The sequence below is a fragment of the Dysgonomonas sp. 25 genome (assembly GCF_010501075.1).
Classification (GTDB): Bacteria; Bacteroidota; Bacteroidia; order Bacteroidales; family Dysgonomonadaceae; genus Dysgonomonas.
Genome location: NZ_QVMN01000007.1, coordinates 72,499 through 98,682, shown reverse-complemented (window position 1 = coordinate 98,682; position 26,184 = coordinate 72,499). Strand labels below are relative to the sequence as shown.

22 protein-coding genes are annotated in these 26,184 nt (G+C 42.9%); 14 read left to right on the top strand and 8 right to left on the bottom strand.

Features of this window, described 5'->3' with window-relative positions:
* Positions 1-260: 260 nt before the first annotated feature.
* The 8 genes from D0T66_RS11705 to D0T66_RS11670 all read left to right on the top strand — a co-directional run bounded on the left by D0T66_RS11705 (position 261) and on the right by D0T66_RS11670 (position 8,132).
* On the top strand, positions 261-2,204 hold the full coding sequence (locus D0T66_RS11705) for an FISUMP domain-containing protein (RefSeq protein ID WP_163357484.1): 1,944 nt from the start codon (positions 261-263) through the stop codon (positions 2,202-2,204).
* Positions 2,205-2,372: 168 nt separating this feature from the next.
* Positions 2,373-3,299, top strand: a complete 927-nt coding sequence (gene nusB, locus D0T66_RS11700; RefSeq protein ID WP_163357483.1) for a transcription antitermination factor NusB — start codon at positions 2,373-2,375, stop codon at positions 3,297-3,299.
* 111 nt (positions 3,300-3,410) lie between these two features.
* The gene (gene yajC, locus D0T66_RS11695; RefSeq protein WP_185154838.1) at positions 3,411-3,800 is read left to right on the top strand and encodes a preprotein translocase subunit YajC; all 390 of its coding nucleotides are present in this window, start codon (positions 3,411-3,413) and stop codon (positions 3,798-3,800) included.
* Between the two features lie 43 nt (positions 3,801-3,843).
* On the top strand, positions 3,844-4,836 hold the full coding sequence (locus D0T66_RS11690) for a CdaR family protein (RefSeq protein WP_163357482.1): 993 nt from the start codon (positions 3,844-3,846) through the stop codon (positions 4,834-4,836).
* 1 nt (position 4,837) lies between these two features.
* Positions 4,838-5,434, top strand: a complete 597-nt coding sequence (coaE, locus tag D0T66_RS11685; RefSeq protein ID WP_163357481.1) for a dephospho-CoA kinase — start codon at positions 4,838-4,840, stop codon at positions 5,432-5,434.
* A 406-nt stretch (positions 5,435-5,840) separates the two neighbouring features.
* Positions 5,841-6,497 (top strand): carbonic anhydrase, encoded by a 657-nt coding sequence (locus tag D0T66_RS11680; RefSeq protein WP_163357480.1) that lies wholly within the window; start codon positions 5,841-5,843, stop codon positions 6,495-6,497.
* Positions 6,494-7,363 (top strand): metal ABC transporter solute-binding protein, Zn/Mn family, encoded by an 870-nt coding sequence (locus D0T66_RS11675; RefSeq protein WP_163357479.1) that lies wholly within the window; start codon positions 6,494-6,496, stop codon positions 7,361-7,363. Before D0T66_RS11680 ends, D0T66_RS11675 begins: the two co-directional genes overlap by 4 nt.
* A complete protein-coding gene (locus tag D0T66_RS11670) occupies positions 7,356-8,132 on the top strand; it encodes a metal ABC transporter ATP-binding protein (RefSeq protein WP_163357478.1) in 777 nt (258 codons plus the stop codon). The genes D0T66_RS11675 and D0T66_RS11670 overlap by 8 nt, the downstream gene beginning before the upstream one ends.
* Here the strand turns inward: D0T66_RS11670 and D0T66_RS11665 are convergent.
* The 4 genes from D0T66_RS11665 to D0T66_RS11650 all read right to left on the bottom strand — a co-directional run bounded on the left by D0T66_RS11665 (position 8,129) and on the right by D0T66_RS11650 (position 11,422).
* Complete coding sequence (locus D0T66_RS11665) at positions 8,129-8,761, bottom strand: Zn-dependent protease (protein WP_163357477.1); 633 nt, start codon at positions 8,759-8,761, stop codon at positions 8,129-8,131. The genes D0T66_RS11670 and D0T66_RS11665 overlap by 4 nt on opposite strands.
* The gene (locus D0T66_RS11660) at positions 8,758-9,330 is read right to left on the bottom strand and encodes a hypothetical protein (RefSeq protein WP_163357476.1); all 573 of its coding nucleotides are present in this window, start codon (positions 9,328-9,330) and stop codon (positions 8,758-8,760) included. Before D0T66_RS11660 ends, D0T66_RS11665 begins: the two co-directional genes overlap by 4 nt.
* 31 nt (positions 9,331-9,361) lie before the next feature.
* Complete coding sequence (locus D0T66_RS11655) at positions 9,362-10,630, bottom strand: replication-associated recombination protein A (protein ID WP_163357475.1); 1,269 nt, start codon at positions 10,628-10,630, stop codon at positions 9,362-9,364.
* Positions 10,631-10,699: 69 nt separating this feature from the next.
* Positions 10,700-11,422, bottom strand: coding sequence for a hypothetical protein (locus tag D0T66_RS11650; RefSeq protein ID WP_163357474.1), 723 nt, complete (start codon positions 11,420-11,422; stop codon positions 10,700-10,702).
* 777 nt (positions 11,423-12,199) lie between these two features.
* On the opposite strand from D0T66_RS11650, the gene dnaK reads away from it, so the two are divergent.
* Positions 12,200-14,098, top strand: coding sequence for a molecular chaperone DnaK (dnaK, locus tag D0T66_RS11645; protein ID WP_163357473.1), 1,899 nt, complete (start codon positions 12,200-12,202; stop codon positions 14,096-14,098).
* Positions 14,099-14,252: 154 nt separating this feature from the next.
* Here the strand turns inward: dnaK and D0T66_RS11640 are convergent, their stop codons facing one another.
* Entirely contained in the window at positions 14,253-14,774 is a 522-nt protein-coding gene (locus D0T66_RS11640; protein ID WP_163357472.1) for an RNA polymerase sigma factor, read from the bottom strand.
* A gap of 535 nt (positions 14,775-15,309) precedes the next feature.
* Here D0T66_RS11640 and htpG point away from each other — a divergent pair.
* Complete coding sequence (htpG, locus tag D0T66_RS11635; protein WP_163357471.1) at positions 15,310-17,202, top strand: molecular chaperone HtpG; 1,893 nt, start codon at positions 15,310-15,312, stop codon at positions 17,200-17,202.
* A gap of 62 nt (positions 17,203-17,264) precedes the next feature.
* Here the strand turns inward: htpG and mdh are convergent, their stop codons facing one another.
* Complete coding sequence (gene mdh / locus D0T66_RS11630; RefSeq protein ID WP_163357470.1) at positions 17,265-18,206, bottom strand: malate dehydrogenase; 942 nt, start codon at positions 18,204-18,206, stop codon at positions 17,265-17,267.
* Between the two features lie 230 nt (positions 18,207-18,436).
* On the opposite strand from mdh, the gene D0T66_RS11625 reads away from it, so the two are divergent.
* The 4 genes from D0T66_RS11625 (at position 18,437) to D0T66_RS11610 (ending at position 23,941) form a co-directional block, all read left to right on the top strand.
* Complete coding sequence (locus D0T66_RS11625; RefSeq protein WP_163357469.1) at positions 18,437-19,312, top strand: hypothetical protein; 876 nt, start codon at positions 18,437-18,439, stop codon at positions 19,310-19,312.
* A gap of 213 nt (positions 19,313-19,525) precedes the next feature.
* Positions 19,526-21,973, top strand: coding sequence for a type I DNA topoisomerase (gene topA / locus D0T66_RS11620; protein WP_163357468.1), 2,448 nt, complete (start codon positions 19,526-19,528; stop codon positions 21,971-21,973).
* A gap of 52 nt (positions 21,974-22,025) precedes the next feature.
* Positions 22,026-23,402, top strand: a complete 1,377-nt coding sequence (locus tag D0T66_RS11615) for a sugar transferase (protein WP_163357467.1) — start codon at positions 22,026-22,028, stop codon at positions 23,400-23,402.
* On the top strand, positions 23,402-23,941 hold the full coding sequence (locus tag D0T66_RS11610) for a nitroreductase family protein (RefSeq protein ID WP_163357466.1): 540 nt from the start codon (positions 23,402-23,404) through the stop codon (positions 23,939-23,941). The genes D0T66_RS11615 and D0T66_RS11610 overlap by 1 nt, the downstream gene beginning before the upstream one ends.
* 5 nt (positions 23,942-23,946) lie before the next feature.
* On the opposite strand, the gene D0T66_RS11605 is transcribed toward D0T66_RS11610, so the two are convergent.
* Entirely contained in the window at positions 23,947-25,008 is a 1,062-nt protein-coding gene (locus tag D0T66_RS11605; protein ID WP_163357465.1) for an LD-carboxypeptidase, read from the bottom strand.
* 106 nt (positions 25,009-25,114) lie between these two features.
* Positions 25,115-26,170 carry a class I fructose-bisphosphate aldolase gene (locus tag D0T66_RS11600; protein WP_185154837.1) on the bottom strand — a complete coding sequence of 352 codons (1,056 nt, stop codon included), beginning with the start codon at positions 26,168-26,170 and terminating at the stop codon, positions 25,115-25,117.
* Positions 26,171-26,184: the final 14 nt, after the last annotated feature.

The window sequence follows — 26,184 nt, the reverse complement described above, 5'->3', positions numbered from 1 at the left end:
ATTCATTATCAACTTAATAATTTACTTATATTGGGTAAATTTACAAAAAACAGGCAAGATTTATTTAGGACATTTAACAATGAGTAACTTAAAAACAAGCAATAAATCCTTATCGTGTCAGACCTTATGCAAAAGCATCCTATTCCTTTAGAAGAATGAGATATTTGCATCTTCTCAGCAAAGATGGAGAAGCAGGTTCAGTATATGCATGCAACAAAAACACAATTAAGATATCACTTACAATACACTAATTAATTAACATGTTTATGAAGCAAAAAATTTTAGCACAGGCTATTATTATATTAGCCTTAATCGTTACAACAAGCAGCCTACATGCACAAGTCTCTATCGGAAGCCCCGAAGCACCTAACAAAGGCGCACTACTCGACCTGAAAATGGATAATCAAGGAATGTCGACCAAAGGGTTAGCGATGCCCAGAGTGACACTAACCGACAAAGATAAGCTCTACCCTATGCTTGCAAATGGGTATGCAGCCAGCGAGGATGCTGCCCATACTGGACTAATCGTTTACCACAACGACAAATGTACAATGGATGGAAAGGGCTTGTATGTATGGAATGGTAGCGAATGGCAACCACTACACAAACCTGTAGTGGCAGGATTAAATTTCAATCAGGAATACTTTGACCTACCAAGTGGACAAGACGCCCGTGCATTGACAGCGCAAAATCTCGAAATTAGCTGGACAGGTGGAATTCCACCTACATGGTCATCAGCTGCTGCTGCAGGACTCAATGCCATTTCCTTTACCGGGAATCCGATTACACCAACAACGTTAACAACGTCGCCTACAACGATGACCTTATTACCCGATCTTCTGGGTGCTGTTCCTTTAAATCCGTGGTATAGTAAAGAAAGCGAGCTTACCTTTATATATTCTGAATGCGGACAAACAAAAAAGGTTACCTTTAATCAAACAAATTATGCATTTAGAGTAAATAATCAGTTTACCAATAGCCAGATTATTATTACATCAACTGCCACAGGTTCATTTGCAGTTCACAGTAATACTGCATGGAATGCGGTTATTACAGGTACATCTGGCATGTCTACAGTAGCCCCTTCATCCGGAGGGGTAGACCTAAAGAACAGTTCGTATAATGCGACCAACGTGACCTATAATATAGCGGCAAGTGCCCCTTATGATATATCCAGTATAACATTTCAAGATACCGCAACTATAAGGCGCAGCAAGGACATTACCGTTTCTGTAGTAAATTGTCAAGGGACAGGAAGCGAACCTACAATAGAAGAATGGGCAGGACGAGCAGGGTTTAGTTCCTCCGAAATCGCTGCTGTCACCGATGCTCAGGCCGGTTCGTCTGCTATTAATACTACAACCGGAATTCAACTACACCGCGACCAGAACGGCAATCTTTTTCTTTCGGGTGATTTCGGCGCAACAGCAGGTCGCTGGATGCTTCATAATGTAAGAGCTACAAACTATGCAGCTACCGGACGTACTGATGGCACAACAGTTATTTCCCCCAATGTAATAACTGAATCATATGCTAGCAATAGCACTGATCCTTTGATGGGTTATCCAAATGTCGTTGGTTCTACAAATGCGACTTCTCCTACAGAATATAACAAATCGCAACGTCTGGGCCGCCTTTATAATTGGCCGGCAGCGACCATGAAAAAAGGAGGTAGTGCAGGTAATGCCAGTTTTACAGAAGGTGAAACAAGCGCAGGAGAAAACCATAATAAAGTGCAAGGCATTTGCCCTAATGGATGGCATTTGCCAAGCGATAAAGAATTTACAACACTGGAATTGGAAATACGTTCCAATGTAGGAAAATATAGTGGACTAACAACTCCAAGTAATCTTATTTCCACCGGCTTTGTTGGTTATCGTGGAGGTGGAAACCATGGACATGGGAAAGCGATGAAAGATCCTTGTTCTGTTCCAGATATTTCAACTTTACCTGAGGGTGCCTCGAACATCATCTCTATGGCTGTATTACCAGGTATGAACTGGATGCTTGCAGGTGCAAGCAGAAGTGGCTCAATGCTTACCTATGATAATTTTGGCTATCTTTGGACATCAAGTGGAAATGGCACAGGAGGGGCATGGTTCCGCGCAATAGAATTTATCAATGGTGGTGGTGGTAATAGAGCAGTCTATCGAAACTCTTTTAGTCGTGATTATCAATACTCCGTTCGCTGCAAGAAAGATTAACCCACCTCACCCTATATCCCTCTCCAATCGGAGAGGGACTTTTTCTTACTTTTGCATTTTTATATCCGTTTTCGGACGAGATGACAGAAAATAAATGGACAGCATTTTTGTAATACACAAAATTTGGCTATTTTTGCACTCTAACAATTAATTTTCATCTTCGAGAAAATGATAAACCGCGTTCTTATACGTATCAGAGTGGTACAAATATTATTTGCTTGTTTCGAGAGTAAAGAAACAGATCTGAAAAAAGCGGAGAATGAACTCCTTTTTAGTCTGCAAAAATCATACGATTTATATCATTATTTACTTTCGTTGTTTATCGAACTCACCGATCTGTATCAACATCGCATCGATAACCGAAAGGCAAAGCTGCTCCCTACCGAAGAAGATGTCAATCCCAATACAAGACTTACCGACAACCGTTTTGTATCTCAATTGAGAAAAAACAAAACACTCCAAAAATATCTGACCGACAGGCCTTTCCACTGGAACGACAACGACACTTTCCTGCGCACTACGCTGGATGCGATATTGGCCTCGGACATCTACAAAGAATATCTGGACGACGCCAATGACAGCTACGACACCGATCGCGAATTCTGGAGAAAGGTGTTGAAGAATATCATCACACAGACGGAGGACTTGTTCAACTTCCTCGAGGATGAAAGCCTCTACTGGAACGATGATATAGACATCGTTGTTTCGTTCGTGTTGAAGACTATCAAACGATTTGACCCGCAAAACGGCGAGGAGCAGGAATTGTTGCCGATGTTCAGGGACGATACCGATCGCGAATTTGCCGTAAAATTGCTACATTATACGCTGTTGAATGCCGGAGAATATCAGGAGTTGGTCGACAAATACACCAAAAACTGGGAATCGGAACGTATCGCCAGCATGGATATGGTTATCATGCAGATAGCGATAGCCGAAATCATGAATTTCGTCTCCATCCCTACCAGCGTCACCCTGAACGAATACATCAATATCGCTAAGGCATACAGCACAACCAAAAGTGCCTCGTTTATCAACGGTATATTGGATGCCATTGTGAAGGAGCTGAAAAGCGAACAGAAAATATTTAAGCAATAATTAAGGTTTACTAAGAAAGCCTTATCCCTATTTCTTAAAAATTCTCCTATCTTTGTAAAGATTTGAGTTTAAATATCATTTAATTAATTATATCAGAAATCTATTGACGTTATGAATTTATTGACTATTTTGTTGCAAGTAAGTACTGAAGCCGGACAAGTGGCTGCTGAAGAAGCTGCTAAAGGTGGCGAAGGAGGAGGAGGATTCTTAGGATTAGGCGGTTCAGGCAGCATGATCCTGATGATGGTAGCATTGTTTGCTATCATGTATTTCTTCATGATACGTCCGCAACAGAAAAAACAAAAAGCATTGCAGGAAGCTCGTAATGCGATAAAAACAGGAGATAAGGTGGTGACAGCCGGAGGACTTCACGGAAAAATAAAAGATGTAGGCGATACATATTTTATCGTTGAAATTGCCGATGGTGTCAAAATCAAAATAGAAAAGACATCAGTCTATGCATCGGCCGAATCGCAGGCTGGCGATGCTCAACAAAAATAAGAAACAGGTAAATTAATCATTTTGCCAGATTCTGGTATGACTTATGGGTAATACTGGACCAAAAACAAAACAGGAAGTCAGGTCTTTTCTCAAAAACATTTCTTGGAGAAACGGTCTGACTTTTCTCTTTTTCCTGTTGTTATCCGCTGTATTCTGGATAGCACAGGTCTACCGCGAACGCTTCGAGGTGGACTACGTCATACCTATCAAGTACACCAATATCCCCGATAGCATTATATTCGAGGATAATCTGCCCAAAGATATTCATGCAGTAATCAAAGATGACGGTTCGGCATTTTTCCGTTACTACTTCTCGAAGATGAACGACAGTGTAATTGTCGACGTCAGGGATGCAATCAACAGCCGGAAATCGTCGCAGAGATTTACTGTCCCGAGCGAAAATATCGTACAATTAGTCCGCAGCAAATTATATACGGGAACCGAACTTGTCAGCTATTCTCCGTCAATCATATCTACCCAGTATGCGTTGGTAGAGAAAAAGACTGTTCCTGTCATATACGACGGATACATCAACCTTGCCCAAGGTTACATCCTCGACGGAGATATAACGTTCTCTCCCGAGGAGATTACGGTATATTCAAGCAAAGCTATTTTAGATACCACAACATTTGTACATACTGTAGCCGATACGGTGTACGACTTGGATAAAAGCCAGGAGCTCGTTATTCCCTTACAGAAAATGAAGGGAATGCGCTTCTCTCCCGACTCGGTAAGAATCGGCGTCACAGTAGACAAGTTCAACACGAAAGATGTATCTGTGCCCATTATATGCCCGAACCTGCCAAAAGATTTGTCCGTTAAATTCTTCCCTTCGAGCATAAAGGTTTCTTTCGCTGTGGCTATAAAGAAATACAAAGACATCACCGAAAAGGATTTTTCTATTTTGGTCGATTACAACGAACTGAAGGACAACAAGGAAATGACCATCCCGGTACGTCTGACCAAACACCCCGATTTTGTACGGAATCTGGTAATAGAACCGGCAGAAGTGGAATTCATACTCGAAAAAGAATAACATGCAGATTATAGGCATTACGGGAGGCATAGGCAGTGGAAAATCGTCTGTTTCGGAGATATTCAAACTATGCGGGATTCCTGTTTATATTGCAGATGATGAGAGCAAGCGATTGACAGATACTTCGCCTGTCATCCGCGAAAAGTTAACCGCCTTATTCGGGGAATCGCTATACGAAGGCGGCAAGCTGAACAAACCGTTACTGGCCTCGATAATCTTTAGTGATAAGAAAAAGCTCGAAATGGTGAACAGCATCATCCACCCCGAAGTAAGGAAAGACCTTTTGAGATGGGTAGAGGAGAGAAAAAACGACTATCCGATTCTGGCGACCGAAGCAGCTATTATGTTCGAATCGGGATTCAACAAACTGGCAGATAAGATGATTACCATATACGCACCTGTCGAAACACGTATCAGGCGCATCGTAAGACGCGACAATACGAGCGTAGAAAAGGCGCGCGAAAGGATAAACGCCCAAATGAGTGACGAGGAGAAAGTGAAATTGTCCGATTTTGTTATCATGGCAGACGACCGGCACTCGCTCATCGAGCAAGCGTTGGAGATAATTAAGTCTTTAAAAAGTAGTATAAAAAGATAGTTTAATTATCTATAGTTACGAGTTGTTATTTTTTACCACAGAGTTCCACTGAGTTTTTCACGGAGTTCTCAAAGAAAAAAGTAACTCAATAAAAAGCTCGAAAATAAGTATACTTGTGTTACTTTTTGAGAGAAAGTGTTCTTAAAAAAACTTGGTGAACTTAGTGTAGAATCTTGGTGTTCTTTGAGTCGCCTATGCTCCTCGAACGTTGTTTGTGATTAAGTGATAAAAAGTGATATTGCAAAAAAAACTATTTTATTATACCGGAAAATCGAACCAATACACTCATAATGAGTAAATAAGAAAGTAACTACTGGGACAAAAAGTGGTACAAAAAAGCGACACTTTAGAGGCTTTTTGGGAGGGTATAACAATTAAAACGATTCACATAAAAAAATAAAGGAAGATGCAAAGCAAAGAGCTCTATAATAAGATACTCGAATCCAACAAAAAGTGGGTTGCCGAACAGACCAAGAAAGAACCGGACTTTTTCACCCAGATAGCCGATGGCCAGCACCCCGAATATCTGTATATCGGTTGCTCCGACAGCCGCGTGCATGCCAATGAAATCATGGGATTGAAAAACGGACAGGTCTTTGTTCACCGCAATATCGCCAATATGGTTATCAATACCGACCTCAATGCTTTGTCGGTCATCAATTACGGTGTCGAGTACCTCAATGTCAAATACATCATCGTCTGCGGGCACTACAATTGCGGAGGGGTGAAAGCTGCTATGGAGAACCTCGATTATGGCATCCTCAACCCTTGGCTGCGTTGTATACGCGACGTTTATCGTCTCCATCAGGACGAATTGGATGCAATAGAAGATAAGAATAAACGCTACCGCCGTTTTGTGGAGGTCAATACGTACGAACAGTGTCTGAATGTGCTGAAAACAGCCGAAGTGCAAAAGTCTTATTACGAAACAGGCTACCCGCGCGTGGTGGGTTGGATATACGACCTGCACGACGGTTCGCTCATCGACCTCGAAATAGATATGGAAAAAGAATTGAGCAAAATACGCAAGATATACGATTTAACTAAAGGTAAAAGGAAATGAGACTAAAGCCAATCTTATTTATACTCCCCGTTTTCCTTTTCCTTGCGTGCAAGCCTAAAAGCACTTCCGAAGAGAAAGCTGTATTGACTGTCTCGATAGAGCCGCAAAAGTACTTCCTCGAACAGTTGGCCGGAGATAAATATACCGTTCATTGTGCTATCCCTTCGGGCGCTAATCCCGAAGCGTTCGACCCTACCCCGTCGCAGCTGGTAAATATCAGTAAAAGCAAGGCCTACTTTGCTGTCGGCACGTTAACTTCCGAACGCGTATTTGTGGAGAAGGTAAAAGGTTACAACAAAGAGTTGAGGATTGTAGACTGCTCATCGGGAGTAGCATTGCTCGACAACGACCACCACCATCATTGCGAATTTCACTCGGCACACGAGCAAGGCGATCCGCATATATGGAGCAGCCCTTCTACGGCGCGCATCATCGCAAAGAATATGTATGAGGAATTAGTCAAGATGGACGCTGCCAACAAGGACTTCTACGAGGCCAATTATGCCGCATTGTCAGCCGAGATAGACAAAACAGACGAACAAATTAAAGCATATCTGGCGAAAGCGACTAACAGGAGTTTCATCATCTATCACCCTGCTCTTAGCTATTTTGCCGAAGAATATGGACTACATCAGTTGACTATCGAGCATGATGGGAAAACACCGTCGCCCGCCTATCTGGCTAAACTGGTAGACAAATCCAAAGCTGAACATATAAAAGTGGTATTTATCCAACAAGAATTCGATGCCAAGAATGCCGAAACATTAGCCAACGAGATAGGTGCTAAAACATACGTTATCAACCTTCTAAGTTACGACTGGAACAGTGAACTAACAAAAATAGCGCAAGCCTTAGCCCATGAATAAAATACTTGACATAGAACATATTACAGTCGGGTACGACGAGAATCCATTGGTACTCAAAGATGTAAATCTGAGCGTATTCGAGAACGATTTCCTCGGAATCATCGGGCCAAACGGCGGAGGGAAAACAACCCTGCTGAAAACAATCCTCGGGCTGATAAAGCCTATCAGGGGGAGCATCCGCTTTTATGAAGGGGACAAAGCCGTTTCGCGGTTCAATATCGGCTATCTGCCTCAAATCAATAAGATAGACAAAAATTTCCCTATCTCGGTTTTCGATGTCATCCTCTCGGGAATGGCTCTGACTAATAGATTCAAGGTTTCATATTCCGCCGCACAAAAAGAACGCGCCAAAGAGGTTGCCGGACAAATGGGATTGACAAAGCAACTGAAGAAATCCATCGGCGAGCTTTCGGGCGGGCAGATTCAGCGGGCACTGTTGGGCAGAGCCATTGTGGACAGTCCAAAGTTGCTCGTTCTGGACGAACCAAACTCATATGTAGACAAGCAATTCGAAAGTGACTTCTACAAGCTATTGGAAAGCATAAACGAAAACACGGCTATCATCCTTGTTTCGCACGATGTGGGTACTGTCCTGTCTATGGTGAAGAACATCGCCTGCGTAAACGAAGGATTGCACTACCACGCAGGGGCGGATATTACTACCGAATGGCTCGAAAAATCATACTCCTGCCCTATCGAGATTCTCGGGCATGGTAACCTCCCTCACCGTGTACTCGACAAGCACGAGGGTTGCGATTGCTGCAACTAAGAAGTCAACTTCCAGCCTTTCTCTTCCAGAAACAGCCTGCAAGAAGGGCAAAAATGGGTTTCCTCATCCAAAGGGTTCTTTCCTGCTGCATCGCGCATATAGCAGGATTTATCGAAGTCGCAATGGGGTAATCCCTGTGTATGCCCCAACTCATGTATGGCAACCTTAAAGAGCTGCTCCTGTAGATTCTTTTTCGATAAGCGGAAAGTAGAAATGACACAAGAGTGCCCCGGCATATACGCCAATCCCATCACACCCCAATCCTCTATGCTGCCGTTTGTTACGCTGATATCCTTCGTCGTCAACCCTATGACAACCGACTTAGTGGTAGCCATCTGCCATAGAAAACGGTTCAGCGAATCTGCCCTATAGCGGTTACGAGGCTTATAGTAAGCCTCTTCGGGCAAAGGGATAGGTTCGTACAAAACAACCTTGGGATTGACAGCCTTCAACTGCTTAAAGAGTGAATCAGCCAGATAGGCAGGGAAATCATCGAAAGGCTGCATTACGATTGTCATCGTATCGATTGCCTTACTCGTCTCATCGGGTAAAGGACACTCTTTCCGCTCGTACCGGCATGAAAGGAGTGAGAGCAGCAACAAGGGTAATATAAGATATATCGCTTTCAACTCATTGCTTTTCTGGCTTCCATCAACATCGTATATACGGCGCGGGCATCCATAATATACAGGTATGCCGGAGTCTCTTTGTAATTGTCAAACAACGTCTTATTCGAGCCTCTCATTGTCCAAAGGGTGGCAGGAGGCTCGCCGAAGGTAACCGTTCCGCTGCCATTGCCTTTCTCGGTGTAGCTGATGCTTGTCAGGGAAGTCAGGTCGTATGAAGAGATTTCCTGTGAGAAGATTCCCGCTTTAACGATTGCCCGTTTATCCGTAAGGGCATACACAGTCTTCTTCCGCTTGTAACTGTCACCCCAGAAACGCGCTACAAGGAAAGAGATGACCATAGTCACCGCAAGACAGAGCCATATTTTCGTAAAGAGTTCAAATACAGCCATGAAATGAGGACTCAAAGCAAAGAAGATAATCACTACAACCCAGATAGCTAAAAAAGGGAATAAGAATAAGTCTGTCGACTTGAGAATGAAGCCCTGCTTGGGTTGCCCTATCCATAACAGTTTCTCGTCCTTATCCAGATAGGAGGATAATTCCGATTCTAATTGTACAATGTCTTTCATATCAGTATATAAGTATTATCCAGGTATAGTCTTAATATCTGTCTTTCCACAATTTCCGAAGAAGCTCTACTATCTTTGCCTCGGAAGCATTCGGTTGTGGCTCCCAGAAACGTTTGTTCCTGATTTCGGGCGGAACATAATCCTGCTCTACAAAGTTATTCTCGAAGCTGTGAGCGTATTTATAGTCCTTGCCATAATTCAACTCCTTCATCAGCTTGGTAGGCGCATTGCGAAGATGCAATGGCACTGGCAGATTGCCTGTTTCGCGTACCAAAGCAATGGCAGCATCTATCGACATATAGGCCGAATTACTCTTCGGCGAGGTAGCCAGATAGATAGTGGTTTCGGCCAACAATATCCGCCCTTCGGGCCAGCCTATTTTCTGCAAGGCATCGAAGCAAGCGTTTGCCAATAGTAAAGCATTGGGGTTGGCAAGCCCAATATCTTCGGCTGCCGAAATAACCAATCGGCGGGCAATGAATTTAGGGTCTTCTCCCCCTTCCACCATCCGTGCCAGCCAATAGATAGCTGCATCGGGATCGCTCCCTCGGATAGACTTGATAAAAGCCGAAATGATGTCGTAGTGCATCTCTCCGCCCTTATCGTAAGCGGCAGGATTCTCCTGCAAGCGTTCGGTGACGATCTTATCGTTGATAATGATCTTATCGCTTAGATCAGCTTCTATAACCAGATCGAGGATGTTCAACAGTTTGCGGGCATCTCCCCCGGAGAAACGTAGCAAAGCAGCTGTTTCTTCCAGTTGTATATTCTTCTCTTTCAGTATCGAATCCTGCGTCAGCGCGCGTTGGATAAGCTCTTCTAAGTCTGCCTTATCTAACGATTTCAACACATACACCTGACATCGTGACAGAAGCGGGCGAATAACTTCGAACGAAGGGTTCTCGGTGGTCGCGCCAATCAGGGTTATCACACCCGTTTCTACAGCTCCGAGCAATGAATCCTGTTGCGACTTGGAGAAACGGTGGATTTCATCTATAAACAGAATAGGGCTGACCGTACCGAAAAACTGTCCTCTCTTTGCCTGCTCTATCACTTCGCGGACATCCTTTACTCCCGAATTGATAGCACTCAACGTATAGAAAGGCGTTTCGAGGGTATTGGCAATAATCTTGGCCAAGGTTGTCTTCCCCACCCCGGGAGGCCCCCAAAGGATAAAAGACGACACCCTGCCTGCCTCAATCATTTTGCGCAGGATAGCCCCCTTCCCTACAAGATGCTTTTGTCCGATATATTCATCGAGCGACTGCGGACGTAATCGCTCGGCTAATGGCTGACTCATATATTCGATTCTTATAAACCAAAGATACGAAAAAGAATGCTTAAAGTGGTGAGGAGAGAGGCAAAAGAGTTATGAACATTTTGCAATTAAAATAATAATTTTCACAACAACTATTGCTCCCCACAGCAGATTCCACGCAGACGAACGGGAAGATCCACTTTCTTCTATAGTTCCGACCGGACCGCTATATTGTGCAGAAAGGTTTTCATGATTTTTCTGAATAATATCTTTCCGTGAGAAGTTTAGTCCTTGGAGTTGGGATAGACGTACACTTAGCATGTATGCTACAGTAAGGTCTACAGAATACAGTTTAATTGTAAAGTCTAATATTAGTTCGGCCAGTTCGTCTTTATAAGCTTGCAAATTTACCGGCAGATTATTGATAAACAAATACCATGACGTATCAGTCCAAGGCTTTAGTAAAGGTTTGCTAACCTCATAAGTCGTTAGTTCTATACTCTTAAACAGCTGAATGGATTCTTCCAAGAAATTCATCGTCGAAACCATTGCTGAATCATAATCTTGCGGTCTAACAAATTTGAGATAGTTAATCCACGTGATAGCCTCATCAAAGTCTACCGAGTCGAGATAAGAACGCATCAGATTGTTGAAAGATCCGGCAAAATATGGCGACACAAAGTCAACAAAATCCTCATCCTGATCCAGTCTCGCCCATTCTTTGCGGATGAAAGGTATATCTGCCACGTCAGCCTCCAGAAAGTTGAGGAATGTAGGATGGTTCCATATCAATAGGTGATAGCTCAATTCTTTTTCCCAAGCTGGGGTATCCATAGCATGGAGCAAATCGTGGACATCATATTCATGATTTTCGATTGATATAACTCCATTTTCTGATTCTGACAGTTTATCCGAGATTAGTGCAACTAAAGTATTTTTATCAATAGTTGAAGTGTCGTTCAAATCGACTCCACAATAGGAGTAGAAACGTACTGGTGATAGATAGCGCATATTAGTTATATTATTTTGTAGCTATTGTATTGTTTGTTTTTCAAATATTAAAGCACCTCGCAAATGCAAATTTAAGTTAAAAAAACTAATAAGCAAAGCTTAAGGGCTATTTTAAATCGGTTTTTTATCTTTAGCATAAAATTGCAGAAAGTCTTACTTTTTTAACATTCAATTATTTATCAAAGTAGAATAAAAATAAGTACTTCCATACAGACATTGCAAATATCTATTAATTAGCATATTGCCAATTAGTACTCTTGGGGTTACTTCTTGCGAAAAAAAGCATCAAGGAAAGAATATTCGAAGAATTGAAGTTCAGTATTTCGATGTAAAAAGAGAAAATGATATTCCTACAACAATGCGAGCATAAAATCCATCTGGTTAGCTGTCAGCAACTTCTAAACAATATCTTACTTCCGTGTGTTTTATTATAATGTAGACAATCAAACAAGGCAGACTGTCAATTCGTCAGATACCTGTCACGTGGATTAGCCCTATCATTTTTGGCACAGCATTTGATATTTAGAATATGCCGGCGCGGAAATGGCGTCGGGTAACAGAATTGAAAATTAAAACAACAAATAAATTATATAACACATTATGGGAAAAATTATAGGAATAGACTTAGGTACCACAAACTCTTGTGTTGCCGTAATGGAAGGTAACGAACCTATCGTTATCGCCAACAATGAAGGTAAGCGCACAACGCCTTCAGTAGTCGCTTTCATCGAAGGTGGCGAGCGCAAGGTGGGTGATCCGGCTAAACGCCAGGCTATCACCAATCCTGAAAAAACGATTTATTCTATCAAGCGTTTCATGGGTGAAACATGGGACCAATCGGCAGAAGAAACTAAACGTGTACCATATAAAGTAGTAAAAGGAGATAACAATACTCCACGCGTGGATATAGACGGACGTTTGTACACTCCGCAGGAAATTTCGGCTATGATTCTTCAAAAAATGAAGAAGACTGCCGAAGATTATTTAGGTCTGGAAGTTACGCAAGCAGTTATTACTGTTCCGGCCTACTTCAATGACGCACAGCGCCAGGCAACTAAAGAAGCCGGCGAAATTGCAGGCTTAAAAGTAGAGCGTATCGTAAACGAACCTACTGCGGCTGCATTGGCATACGGTTTGGACAAATCGAACAAAGACATGAAAATTGCCGTATTCGACCTCGGTGGTGGTACATTCGATATCTCCATCCTCGAATTAGGCGACGGCGTATTTGAAGTGAAATCGACTAATGGTGATACTCACCTCGGTGGTGACGATTTCGACAATGTAATCATCAACTGGTTAGCCGAAGAATTCCAAAAAGAGGAAGGCGTTGATTTGCGCAAAGACCCTATGGCTTTGCAACGTCTGAAAGAAGCTGCCGAAAAAGCTAAAATCGAGCTTTCGAGCACTACCTCTACCGAAATCAACTTGCCATATATCATGCCTGTAAACGGTGTGCCTAAACACTTGGTGAAATCATTGTCACGAGCTAAGTTCGAGCAATTGGCCGATAGCCTTATCCGTAAGTGTATCGAACCTTGCCGTCAGGCATTGAAGGATGCTAAAATGAGCGGTTCGGATATCGACGAAGTTATCTTGGTAGGTGGTTCGACCCGTATCCCTGCGGTACAGGCTGAAGTAGAAAAATTCTTCGGGAAAGCACCTTCAAAAGGAGTTAACCCTGACGAAGTAGTTGCCGTAGGTGCAGCTATCCAAGGTGCGGTATTGACCGGGGAAGTTAAAGATGTATTATTGCTGGATGTTACACCACTTTCGTTGGGTATCGAAACAATGGGCGGTGTGATGACTAAATTAATCGAATCAAATACCACTATCCCGACACGCAAGAGCGAGACATTCTCTACGGCATCCGACAATCAACCTTCGGTGCAAATCAATGTATTGCAAGGTGAGCGTCCGATGGCAAGAGATAATAAACAAATCGGCGTATTCAATCTGGATGGTATCCCTGCTGCTCCTCGTGGAGTTCCGCAGATCGAAGTAACTTTCGACATCGATGCCAATGGTATATTGAGCGTTTCGGCAAAAGATAAAGCAACCGGTAAGGAGCAAACAATCCGTATCGAGGCTTCATCGGGATTGAGCGATGATGAAATCAAGCGCATGAAAGAGGAAGCTGCTGCAAATGCCGAAGCCGACCAGAAAGAAAAAGAACGTATCGACAAGCTGAACCATGCTGATGCTTTAATCTTCCAGACAGAAAAACAATTAAACGAATTGGGAGATAAGATTCCGGCTGATAAAAAGGCTCCTATCGAAGAAGTGCTTAACAAACTGAAGGATGCACATAAGGCGCAGGATCTTGCTGCTATCGACAGTGCAACGGAGGAATTGAACAAGCTCCTTCACGAGATGAGCCAGCAAATGTACAATGCCGGACAACAACCGGGTGCAGATGCCGGACAAGCAGACGGAAGCCAGCCAAATAGCAACGGCGACGACAATGTTACGGATGTCGATTTCGAAGAAGTAAAATAAATAAGTTTCAATAATAGTGAAGTTAAGTAGAATTAGGATTGCCGGTAGCTCCGGCAATCCTATTTTTATTACCCATACCTCCGAAAGAATATACCCACACAAAAAAGGCCAGCCTGTGAAAGGCTGACCTCAAAATATTATATTTAGCTCATTACTATTGTCTGTCTGCATATTTATAGTCGCTCAAAAGTTCTTGTAAGCGACGACGGGCAAAGAAGATACGACTTTTTACCGTACCGATAGGCAATCCTAGTTCCTGCGCGATTTCTTCATACTTGAATCCTTGAAGGTGCATGTTAAATGGCACTTTGTAATCGTCCGAGAAACTATTGATAACCCTTGTAATCTCTGTCGTCGTGTATGATCCTTCAGGTGAAGCGAACCCCGAATCCTGAGGCATATTTAAGTGATAGAGATTATCTGTTTGGTCGATAATTGTCTGGCTACGTACCACACGGCGGTAATTATTCACAAATATATTGTGCATAATTGTAAATACCCAACCTTTGAAGTTTACGTTTTCGTAATACTTTTCCTTATTGTTGAGCGCCCGCAGAGTTGTCTCTTGCAAAAGATCCTGTGCATCTTCGCGATTTGACGTCAAAGTAAATGCAAAGTTTAGCATATTGTTCTGCAAATCGACAAGCTTTCTTTCAAATTCCTTTCCATTTTCCATAACGAGTCCTGTTTTAAGTTTAATAACTCAATAATACCTTCTTTTTTGATAGACCTTTAGACTTATATATCTTTTTTCTTAATGACAGTGAATGATAACAAGTTTTTTATTCTGTAGATAAAAGCCTTAATATCATTATAACATTCTAAAGAGATAAAAGTTTTTGAATTTCTTCATTTCTTTTTAAAGAACGTCGGATACTTTACTCAACGCTTTGGGTCGCCATACCAGTGTCTCATTCTTCTAATACAAAGTTATGCTTTATTTTACATTAAAAAAGTTTTCTTCAGTTATTAAATTGTAAAGTAAGTTTTCTCGGGCAGGAAAAGACAAAAACACGCTATTAATCAGCAAGATAAGAATAAATCTATAGTAGATATATTATATCTATTATTCCTTTTTTGACACTCATTTTGAAAGAAAAAAATAAAAAATTACGTCAATTTGACACACATGAAAACTGGCATTTTATTTGCTTATAGAAAATGAAAAAGAAATAGTAATAAATCAACAATATATAAACAGAAAAATAAAAATGGAACAAAAAGGTAAAATCGGGGTAACGACAGACAATATTTTCCCCATTATCAAGAAGTTTTTGTACAGCGACCACGAAATTTTCCTCCGCGAATTGGTATCGAATGCAGTAGATGCCACGCAAAAGTTAAAAACTTTCGCCTCTCTTGGAGAGTTTAAAGGCGAATTGGGTGACATTTCTGTCAGGATTGCTGTCAACAAAGAAAACGGGACAATAACTATATCCGACCACGGGATTGGTATGACCGAAGAGGAAATAGACAAGTATATCAACCAGATAGCCTTTTCTTCGGCAAATGAATTCCTCGACAAATACAAGACTGACGCCAATGCCATCATCGGACATTTTGGCTTGGGATTCTATTCGGCTTTTATGGTGGCAAAGAAAGTCGAAGTCATCACCAAATCCTTCAAAGAGGGAGCCAAAGCCGTAAAATGGAGCTGCGACGGTTCGCCCGAATACACTATATCTGCTGCTGACAAGGAAGAACGAGGGACAGACATCATACTATACATAGACGATGAAAACAAAAACTTCCTCGAAGACAGTACTATCGAAGGATTATTGAAAAAGTATTGCCGCTTCTTGCCTGTACCGATTGTATTCGGTAAAAAAACGGAATGGAAAGACGGTAAATCGGTCGATACGGACGAAGACAATGTCATCAACGACACCAACCCGCTATGGACGCGCAAGCCTGCTGATCTGACGGATGAGGATTATGTGAAATTCTATAAAGAATTATATCCTTTTTCAGACGATCCGATGTTCTGGATACACCTGAATGTGGATTATCCGTTCAAACTGACAGGAATTTTATATTTCCCGCAGGTCAAGAATAATTTAGACCTCAACCGCAACAAGATACAATTATATAGCAACCAGGTATTCGTGACCGACTCGGTCGAGGGCATTGTACCCGAATTCCTGACACTATTGCACGGAATCATCGATTCGCCGGACATCCCGCTCAACGTTTCGCGTTCCTATCTGCAAAGCGATCAGAATGTGAAAAAGATTTCGGGTTATATCACCCGTAAAGTGGCTGAAAGACTGGATGAAATTTTCAATGAAGACCGTAAGCAATTCGAAGAAAAATGGAACAGCCTCAGCCTGTTTATCGACTATGGCATGCTCACCGACGACAAGTTCTATGACAGGGCAACCAAATTCTTTCTATTGAAGGATGCGGATGGTAAAATGTTCACCCTCGACGAATACAAAACATTGGTAGAGGCTAACCAAACCGACAAAGATGGCAACCTCGTCTATTTATATGCCTCTAACAAAGACGAGCAGTATGCTTATATCAGCGCTGCCAAGGATAAGGGCTATAGCGTCTTGTTGCTGGATGGACAATTAGACATCCACATGACCGGCTTGCTGGAACGTAAGCTCGAGAAAACACGCATTGTCCGTGTCGATAGTGACACCATCGACAACCTTATCAAGAAAGACGATTCGAACAAGGTAGAGTTGACCGACAAGCAGAAAGAGGAGCTGAGCGAAACATTTACTTCCCAGCTGCCCAAACTCGACAAAACAGAGTTCACAATCGACTACGCTACATTAGGCGAGAAGGGGCAACCCGTGCAAATCACTCAAAACGAGATGATGCGCCGCATGAAAGAAATGTCGGCTATGCAATCGGGCATGTCCTTCTACGGTGAAATGCCCAACTACTACAATCTGGTCTTGAATGTCGAACATCCGCTTATTAAGCAAATTATGGGCGATGTCGATGGAAAAGACAAAGATGCTGTCAGCCAATACGCTTCCGGCAGTGATACCGTACACCAGCTAATCGACTTAGCTCTGCTCTCGAATGGTATGTTGAAAGGTGAAGCGTTAAGCAATTTCATCAAGCGAAGCACAGAACTGATTAAATAGTAAATAAACAAATAAGGCAGCTCCTGTGGAGCTGCCTTAATTATATACATATCCAAATCGGTTTACACCAAGTTCGATTCTCTCAATACATTGTTTGTTTTGTGAACGGCAGCAGCCGAAGCAGCAAATTTCTCTTTCTCCTCAGCATTCAGTTTCAGGTCGATAATCTTTTCCCAACCTTTGTTGCCCAATACCACAGGCACACCGATACAAATATCGTTCTGTCCGTATTCACCTTCCAACGTAACGCAGCATGGAATAACTTTCTTCTGGTTGTGGATGATAGATTCTACCACATAAGCTCCCGCTGCACCCGGCGCATACCATGCCGACGTACCCAAAAGGCCTGTGAGTGTAGCACCACCGACCATTGTGTCGGCAACCACTTTATCCAATACCTCTTTCGAGAGCAATTCCGTAACCGGGATACCTTTGTAAGTAGCCAGACGCACTACCGGAATCATAGTCGTATCGCCATGTCCGCCGATAACCATACCTTCCACTTCGTTCGGGTTGCAGCCGAGCGCTTCGCTCAGGTAATATTTGAAACGCGAACTGTCCAAAGCTCCTCCCATACCGATGATACGGTGTTTAGGAAGTCCTGTGATTTTAGATGCCAGATAAGTCATCGTATCCATCGGGTTGGAAATAATAACCAGAATCGCGTTAGGCGAATGCTTCAAGATACTTTCCGCTACCGATTTCACGATACCGGCATTCACTCCTATCAGCTCTTCGCGTGTCATACCCGGCTTACGCGGAATACCCGAAGTGATAACTACAACATCCGAGTTAGCTGTAGCAGCATAATCGTTTGTCACACCTTTGATACGCGAATCGAAACCAAGCAACTGAGCTGTCTGATTCATATCGATAGCTTTACCTTCCGATACTCCCTCTTTTACATCCAGCATAACGATTTCGTCAGCCACTTCATTGAAGGCTAAAACATTAGCACATGTAGCACCTACATTTCCGGCACCCACCACTGTTACTTTAGACATGATACTTTAATTTTATTAGTTTATAGTTTAATTATATAGTAAATTGTTGTACTCTCTCTATCTTTTTGTAAGGAGATAGCAAATGTACATGCTTATTCTCAATAAAAAAATAGACATTCGAGGAAAAAACAGCCTAATTATTAAAAAAAGCGAAAGGAAAGGTATAAATCAATCAAGTATATTTAAAAACATATATATTTGTAGCCGGAAGAAAATCAGCTAATGCTACTATGGATAAAAACAAAATACTAATAGTTGTTATCATTATACTTATTGTGGGACTTTTAGGTTCGGGCTACTTCTTATGGCATTACAAACAAAAGAGTGACGAAACCGAGCAGGAACTCGATCTGAAGAAACAAGAACTCGAAGATGACTACGAAGGGTTGACGATTCAGTACGAGACAATGAAGTACAACATCAAAAACGACTCGCTGCTTCACCAACTAAACAACGAACAAGCCAAAGTACAACGCTTGTTAGAAGAACTCCGTACAGTAAAAGCAAACGACCGTGCCGAAATCAACCGCCTCAACAAAGAATTATCTACTCTTCGCCAAGTGATGAAATCATATATTGTTCAGATTGATTCATTGAACAAAGTGAATGAGCAATTAAAGAAAGACAAAGCCGAAATCGCAGCAAAATATAATCAGGCTACCCAAACCCTGAATCAGGTCTCTCAGGCAAAAGACGACCTCGAGCAGAAAGTAACTTTAGCATCCAAGCTCGATGCTACAAACATAACCATCCAAGGGACAAATAAAAAAGGGAAAGTCCAGAAAAAAATCAAGAAAATAGAACAATTCGTTGTCAATTTCACCATAACAAAGAACATCACTGCCGAACCGGGCGAACGTACTATCTACGTGCGCATTATGAAACCCGACGATGATGTGCTGACCAAAAGCCGTTCGAATGTTTTCCAATACGAAAACAAGGAAATCAACTATTCGATGAAACGTATTGTAGAATATGGCGGAGAGGAAATCCTTGTCACCCTCTATTGGGATGTAGAGGAATACCTGATGCCGGGTAAATACAGAGTCGATATTTTTGCCGATGGCAACAGAATAGGCTCGAAGCCTTTTGAACTAAAAGACTAAAAATAACGTTATATGAGACAACAAAAAGAGGGATATTGAGACGAATTAATATCCCTCTGATTGTAAATACCTATAAATAAAGAGAATGGAATATTTGAAGGCTTTTATTAAAGAACATTAAAACAATTTCATTACTTTTGCCCTCGAAAAATAATAACAAGAGAAGAGGGATATTCTCTATAAAGCAGAATCTTAAGATTATACAATATAAGCATGCAGAAAAACTTAGTGATAGTCGAATCACCGGCGAAAGCCAAAACAATAGAAAAATTTCTTGGAAAAGATTTCAAGGTCATGTCCAGTTACGGCCATATCCGCGACCTGAAAAAGAAAGACTTAGGAATAGATATCAATCATAACTTCACCCCTGTATACGAAGTACCGGCCGACAAAAAAAAGGTTGTCGACGAACTGAAAAAAGCCGCTAAAAATGCCGAAACCGTATGGCTCGCTTCCGATGAAGACCGCGAAGGAGAAGCTATTTCGTGGCACTTGTATCAGGCATTAGGATTAGACAAAAAAGACACCAAACGTATTGCTTTCCACGAGATTACGAAAGACGCCATTCTGCATGCAATCGAAAATCCGCGTCAAATCGATAACAATCTCGTAGATGCACAGCAAGCACGCCGTGTATTAGACCGCATCGTAGGGTTCGAACTCTCCCCTATCCTATGGAAAAAGATAAAACCGTCATTATCAGCCGGACGCGTACAATCTGTTGCCGTACGATTGATAGTAGAGCGCGAAAAAGAAATAATGGCTTTCACAGCCGAAGCTTCGTACCGGGTAGTAGCCATCTTCACGAAGGAAGAAAACGGAACGAAATACGAAATAAAAGCAGAGCTGAATAAACGCCTCAAAACGAAAGAAGAAGCACTGGCTTTCCTCGAAAAACTGAAAGAAGCAACTTTCACCGTAGAAAAGGTAGAAACCAAGCCTGTAAAAAAATCACCGGCTCCCCCGTTCACTACGTCTACCCTGCAACAGGAAGCTTCGCGCAAATTGAGTTTTCCCGTATCATTGACAATGATGATAGCACAAAAGCTATACGAATCGGGAAAAATCACCTATATGCGTACCGACTCCGTAAACCTTTCGGCATTGGCTATCAATACCTCGCGGAATGCTATCGAGTCGCTTTACGGGAAAGAATATTCTAAACCCCGCAAATTCACGACCAAGGCAAAAGGGGCGCAGGAAGCGCACGAGGCTATCCGCCCGACTTATATGGAGCAGCAGACAGTAACCGGTACGGCGCAGGAAAAGAAATTATACGAACTCATCTGGAAGCGTACAGCTGCCTCGCAAATGGCGGATGCCGAGCTCGACCGCACAACGGTTACCATTGGCATTTCTACCAACGATATGTATTTCAGCGTAAGCGGAGAAGTGCTTAAATTCGATGGTTTCCTTCGCCTTTATATGGAAAGTTCCGACGAGGACGAAACCGTGGACGAAGAAGCTGCAGCCAATATGCTGCCACCGATGAAAAAGGCGGAGCTGTTGGATATGAAAGAAACGACTGCTACCGAGCGTTTCACCCAGAAGCCTCCACGATATAGCGAAGCTGCACTCGTGCGTAAAATGGAAGAATTAGGCATCGGTCGTCCGTCGACTTATGCACCTACTATATCGACTATCCTCAACCGCGAATATGTCGAGAAATCGCAACTGGACGGAACGGAACGCCAATACGATGTCCTGACCTTATCGAAAGGCAAGGTGTCGGAAAAGGTAAAAACCGAAATAACAGGAGCTGACAAAAACAAGCTGATTCCGACTGATATAGGATTCGTAGTAAACGACTTCCTGCAAGAGTTCTTTCCCAATATATTGGACTATAACTTCACGGCCAACGTCGAACAGGAGTTTGACCAGATTGCCGAAGGAAAAGAGGATTGGACAAAAACAATCGGGGATTTCTATAAAAAGTTCCACCCGGTTGTAGAAGCCACCAACAATATACAAACCGAACATAAAGTCGGCGAACGCGTTTTAGGTACAGATCCCGAAACAGGACGCCAGGTATCGGTACGCATCGGACGCTTCGGGCCAATGGTGCAGATAGGGACCAGCGAAGATGAGGAAAAGCCAAAATTCGCTTCGTTAGGGAAGAACCAATCTATCACAACCATCTCTTTGGACGAGGCGTTGAAGTTATTCGACATGCCGCGCAAATTAGGCGAATACGAAGGAAAAGAAGTGACGATAGGTATCGGACGTTTCGGCCCTTATGCCAAACATAATAACCTGTTTGCTTCTTTGCCGAAAGAAATCGATCCTTATGCCATCACGTTGGAAGAAGCAATCCCGATTATCGAAGATAAGAAGAAGAAAGAAGCGGAAAAGCTTATCAAAACTTTCGACGAGAACGAGGGAGTAAAAATCCTGAAAGGACGCTGGGGACCTTATATCGCTTATAACAAAAAATCGTATCGCCTGCCGAAAGATGCCGATCCGTTGACACTTTCGTATGATGATTGTATGAAGATCATAGGTCCGGAAGAAAAGAAGAAGACAAAGTCTACGACAAAAGCCAAATCTACTACTACGAAGAAGAAAACGGCTGCCAAGACTAAATCGACAACTAAAAAGAGCACTGCTACCAAGTCGACTAAAAAATCGACTGCTACGAAGAAAAAAGCAAACGAGAAATAGAAATAAGCAATTCTCGCACAAGTATTTTTTTTTAACATAAAACAATAAATGTATGGATAAGTTATTTAATACCAGAATATTGAGGTTAATAGTACCCATTGTGGACCTTATCCTGATTTACGCTTCTATCATATTGTCTTATCTCTTGCTAAGACAGTCATTAGATGCGTTCACCGATAACTACTATGCTTTTATATCCATTTCTCCCTACATCGGGCTGGCATACCTCGTTCTGGCGCATATATTCGAATTAGACAGGGCTAAAGACTTCACCTACTTTGGCATAGCCTATTCTACGGCACTTACCATTTTCGGGTTGTTCTGCGTAACAATGGCGTTAAGCTTCCTTGCCCGCGAATTTGCTTATCCACGAAGCGTACTCATCCTCAGTTCGTTCATTCAGTTATTACTTGTCTCCATTTGGCACTACTTCACCAATAAGATGTATCGCCGTGCCAATGCCAAGAAATCGGTACTAATCATCGGCGACGACAGGGGACGGGCGTTGGCCTACAAACTGATAGAAGGCGACAGCATGTGGTCGGCTATCAAATATATCTGCCGCCCGACCAATATAAAGCTGAACAAATATATCGACGAATGCGAAGTTATCTTTCTTACGGAAGACATCAACGAGGAACGCAAACAACAGATTATCAAATACTGTGTCGAAAAGAACAAGATGACCATCTACGAGCCTCGCAATAAGGAGATTTTGCTATTCAACGCCAACATATTGCAGGTAGACGATGCTCCGCTACTCAATGTGAGGCATCTGGGCATACAACCGGGCAACGAATCCGTCAAACGGATGATGGATGTATTCATTGCTTTCATTGGTGCTATTGTCTTCATCATACCGGCTATTATCCTCTACATATTCCTGAAAATCGGCGGCGGAACAGCCTTCTTCGTACAGGAACGGGTAACGCGCGACGGAAAAATCTTCAAGATTTATAAGTTCCGTACCATGATAGAGAATGCCGAAGCAAAATCGGGACCGATGCTGGCTACACAAAATGACAAACGGATAACACGATTCGGACACTTCATGCGGGCAACCCGCTTAGACGAAATACCACAGATATTCAACATTCTCAAAGGGGATATGAGTATTGTAGGCCCTCGCCCGGAGCGTCCTTACTTCGTTGAGCAATTCAAGAAAGAAATACCCGAATATGACCTGCGTCACCGTGTCAAAGCCGGATTAACCGGATTAGCACAGATTCAGGGGAAATACAATACCACTGCACGCGACAAACTGAAATACGACCTGCTCTACATCAACGGCTATTCGTTGGCGTTGGATATGAAGCTCATTATGCAGACGCTGAACATCCTGCTACGCAAGAGCAGCACCGAAGGAGTGAAAGAAGCGAAACAAATCAATGACGAGATAGACAAATTATTCAGGGAGGATTACAAGTAATGAACAGCTTTCAGGAATTAATAACCAAGCGCCGCAGTACGCGGAAGTTTACGGAAGAAAAACTAAACCCCGAACAGGTAGAAGCTATATTGAAAGCCGCTTTGAAGTCGCCATCGTCGAAGAGCAAAACTCCTTGGCAATTTGTCGTTATCGAAGATAAAGAACAGCTGCAAAAGCTGTCGCAATGCAAACCCGCAGGAAGCAAGCCGATAGAGGGCTGCTCGTTAGCAATCATCGTACTGGCCGATCCGTTGGCCAGTGATGTGTGGATTGAAGATGCCTCTATCGCTTCGATATTGATCCAGCTCGAAGCCGAAGATCTGGGCTTGGGTAGCTGCTGGATACAGATACGCGAACGGTTCACGGCTGACGACACATCGTCGGAAGATTACGTCAGAGAATTGTTTGACATACCATTGCAATTGCAGGTATTATCCGTCATCGCTATCGGACATAAAGCACAGGAACGTTCTCCTTTTGACGAAGAAAAACTACAATGGGAGAAAGTACATATTGGCAAATATACTTATCGCGACTAAGGCTGCTACAAAACTGCCCTCTCCATCAATTCAACAGTCATCTTATCCGTATCCAATTGGGCTTTCAGTCCTATGGGAAAGGTAAAATTGCACTGATTGTGCCCGAAAGATAATCCATATACCGACGGAATATCCAGCGGCTTGATTCTATCCTCTATTACCTGCCTCAACGTAAACGAATTGGGAGCAACCGTTTTATCGGATTTATCACATTTCCGGCAAACACCGAAAGCAATACCCGAGGCTTTGGCTAATTCGCCCGAAGCAATCAACTGCGTAAGCATTCTGTCGATACGATAAGGCTCTTCATCGATTTCTTCTATCATAACGATTTTACCTTTCATATCTATCTGATAAGGCGTTCCCATCAGAGAACAAATCAAAGTAAGGTTGCCGCCAACCAATTCGCCCTGCACCCTGCCGGAAGTTATCGTATACCGTTCCAGCACTTTATCCTGAGCGGATTTCGCCAGATCGCTCCCGGAACTCTCTATCAGGTATTTTGCACTCGGGTTCATCACGATATTCCTGAATTGCATCTTATTGTATTCGCGATGGATGGTTTGCGCAACAGGCCCGTGAAAAGTTACGACTCCTGTCTTTTGATGCACGGCATTGAGGAGCGCTGTGCTATCGCTGAAGCCGATAATTACTTTCGGATTCTTTTTGAACAAATCATAGTCTATGAAATCGAGGATTCTGGCACAGCCATAGCCGCCGTTGGTGAATATAATCCCTTTTATATCCGGATTCTTCACCATATCATTGAATCTATCGGCACGCTGCTTGTCCGTACCACTGAAATAGCCATGCTTATCGAGTATATTGCTGGGATAAACGGGCTCTAAACCAAGCTGTTTCACCCGTTCGACAGACGCTTGCAACTCCTTTTCGGTTATCAACCATGCCGGAGCCACCAGCCCCACCTTGTCGCCCTGTTTCAATCTGAGAGGCTTGACCGTTTCGGGCAAAGGATTATAGGATATATTATCTGCAATCAACCGTCTGGGAATCAGCGAAAGTAATGACAAACCGATTCCGGCATTTAAAAAGTTCCGTCTATTCATGTTTTCTGTTTATGAAGCTTTTGCTCGCAAAATATGCGTAAATATATAAAAAAGAAAGACAACCCTGCTAAGAGTTGCCTTCCCCGTTTCATATAACAATCACTATTTACGCTAAAGTAATATCTTTATCCAGATACACATCCTGTATGGTATTGATAAGCTCTACCCCCTCTTTCATCGGACGCTGGAAGGCTTTACGCCCGCAAATCAGCCCGATACCTCCGGCGCGTTTGTTCACCACAGCTGTGTAGACAGCATCGGCAAGGTCGGACGCTCCGTGCGACTCGCCTCCCGAATTGATAAGCCCCACGCGCCCCATGTAACCGTTAGCCACCTGATAGCGGCAAAGGTCGATAGGGTGATCGGAACTCAACTTGTCATACATACGCGGATCGCTCTTTCCGAAGTTGATAGCGGTGAAACCGCCATTGTTAGTCGGAAGTTTCTGTTTCACGATGTCGGCTTTTATCGTCACTCCTATATGGTTTGCCTGCCCGGTGAGGTCGGCCGCTTCGTGATAGTCTACGCCGTCTTTTTTGAAATCACTGTTGCGGAGATAACACCACAAAATAGTAGCCATACCCAATTCGTGCGCATATTCAAACGCTTTGGCTATTTCCACAATCTCGCGGCGGGCATCGGGCGAACCAAAGTAAATAGTCGCACCCACAGCTGCTGCGCCCATATTCCAAGCTTCCTTGATCGTTCCGAACATAATCTGTTCGTAAGAGTTGGGATAGGTCAACAGCTCATTGTGATTAATTTTCACCACGAACGGGATTTTGTGCGCATACTTACGCGCTACCGAACCCAAGACGCCAAATGTAGAAGCCACAGCACTACATCCGCCTTCGACAGCCAATTTCAGAATATTCTCCGAATCGAAATATATCGGGTTGGGAGCGAAAGAAGCTCCCGCAGTATGTTCTATATCCTGATCGACGGGCAAGATGGACAAATATCCGGTATTTGCCAGACGCCCGTGACCGAATAAGCGTTGCAAGTTGTTCAATGTAGGCAGGTTACGGTCGGTATCTACCCACAATTTATCAATAACATCGTCGCTGGCTGTATGAATCAGCGACTTATCAATCGTCTTACATGTATGTCCGAGCAAGTAATCGCTCTTATCCCCTAAGAGGGATGTAATCTTCTTATTCATAATAGTATCTTTAT